2 protein-coding genes and 2 pseudogenes are annotated in these 1,560 nt (G+C 73.1%); 3 read left to right on the plus strand and 1 reads right to left on the minus strand.

The annotated features are described in order from the left end of the window. The first annotated feature begins 56 nt into the window (after positions 1 to 56). From A5714_RS03430 to A5714_RS25020, 3 genes and pseudogenes are all read left to right on the plus strand, one after another. Positions 57 to 485, plus strand: coding sequence for a hypothetical protein (locus tag A5714_RS03430; RefSeq protein ID WP_231975733.1), 429 nt, complete (start codon positions 57 to 59; stop codon positions 483 to 485). Positions 486 to 531: 46 nt separating this feature from the next. Further along, positions 532 to 879: pseudogene (locus A5714_RS03435) on the plus strand (hypothetical protein); the annotation flags it as partial. 13 nt (positions 880 to 892) lie between these two features. Continuing rightward, the gene (locus A5714_RS25020; RefSeq protein WP_082959548.1) at positions 893 to 1,003 is read left to right on the plus strand and encodes a DUF1059 domain-containing protein; all 111 of its coding nucleotides are present in this window, start codon (positions 893 to 895) and stop codon (positions 1,001 to 1,003) included. A gap of 55 nt (positions 1,004 to 1,058) precedes the next feature. Here A5714_RS25020 and A5714_RS03440 read toward each other — a convergent pair. Further along, positions 1,059 to 1,560, minus strand: a pseudogene (locus tag A5714_RS03440) (hypothetical protein); the annotation flags it as partial.

A 1,560-nucleotide genomic window follows, 5' to 3' on the forward strand; every position in this document is an offset into this window, starting at 1 on the left:
TTACGGCTGATACCGATGGGACTTGAGTGACACGTGTGGCATTTATTTGATCGTTATTGAGACGACTGCCGCCGATCCCCGGGCTGACCCAGGCCGCGCCGGCCGCGCCCGCCGCGGCCCCCCCCGCTCCGGGACTGAACAGCCTGCTGCCGGGCCTCGCGCAGCCGGCCCCCGCGAAGGCGCCGACCGCGCCGACCGCACCCGCCTCGTCGGCGATTCCGGGCCTCCCGGCGATCCCGGGCCTGTCGGCGCCGGCGGCCCCCGCCACCCCGCCGGCCCCGCAGTTGCCGCAGGCGCGGGTCGACATGCCGGCGATGCCTTCGGGCCTGCCGGTGAACGTGCCGCCGCAGCTGAACCTGCCTCAGGACCTGACGGCCCTGACCAGCCAGCTGCCCGGCGCAGCGGCAGCACCGGTGGCCGCCGCGGCACCCGCGGCGGCCAGCCCGGCGGGACCGGCGGCGCCGTTCCTGGCCGCCCTGCCCTGATCAGTTTCGTCACCGACTAATCCACTACCCACGACCGGAGGACACAGTGGCAATCGTTGGAAACCTGTCCAAGGGTTTGGCTGCTGTCGCCATGTCGGTCGCCGCGCTCGGGCTTTGCCCGAGCGCGGCGGCTGACCCGGCGGCGCCGCAGCCGACTCCGCAAACCAACTCGACCGCCGGTCTGCCGGGCCTGCCCGCGCTCTCGCAGCTCAGCCCGATCATCCAGCAGGCGGCCGGCGATCCACAGCAGGCGACACAGCTGCTGATGGCCGCCGCGCAAGCCTTCGCCCACAGCCCGACCGCCCCCAGCGAATCCAAGAGCGTGGCGGCGTCGGTCAACCAGTTCGTCGCGGAACCGCCGGTGCCCGACGGCGCCCCCGTTCCGCACGTGCCCGTGCGGTGAGGCCATCGTCGGCAAGGACGAGGACGAACTGGTCGAGCTGACCCAGGCGCACCTGGCCGACGCGCACCCGGGCCTCGACTACGACCGCGACGCGATCCTGTTCATGGCCTACTGACGACGACGCGCGTGCCCCCTCGGGGACACGCGCGCTCGGCGCACCGCGGTGGCGGTCAGGGCACCACCGTGGAGCCGATCGTGGGCATGAACTGGCACTGCTTTTCCTTGGTGGTGACCTGACCGAAGATCGTCGACATGATGCTGCCCGAGCCGGTGTCGGCGATCGCGGTCAACGTGGTCGGGCCGTCACCGTTGATGTCGGTGCGCGGCGTCAACGCCACCGTTCCCGACTTGCCCGTGGTGAGGTTGACCCAGGTGACGTTCAGCGGCAGCTTCTGCACCTCGGCGGGGCCCGGGGTACCCACCGCGGTGAACACGTAGGCGGTCTGGCCCGGGCCCGGACCCGGCGTCGGGATCTTCGCCGGCCCGGCGACCGACAGCGCGGTCGCGATGGCGCTGGTGCCGTCGGCCAGGCAGTTAGTGCCGATCGAGGGATACATGAAGTCCTGCGTGGGCGGCGCGTCGGGACCGAAGCCCGGCGCGGCCGCCGGGGCGGCGCCCGGTGCCGGCGGGGCGTCGGCCGGCGCGGGGGCCGGTGCCGGAGGTACCGGTGTG

The sequence above is a fragment of the Mycobacterium sp. E2462 genome, from assembly GCF_001672685.1.
In the GTDB taxonomy this organism is placed as follows: Bacteria; Actinomycetota; Actinomycetes; order Mycobacteriales; family Mycobacteriaceae; genus Mycobacterium.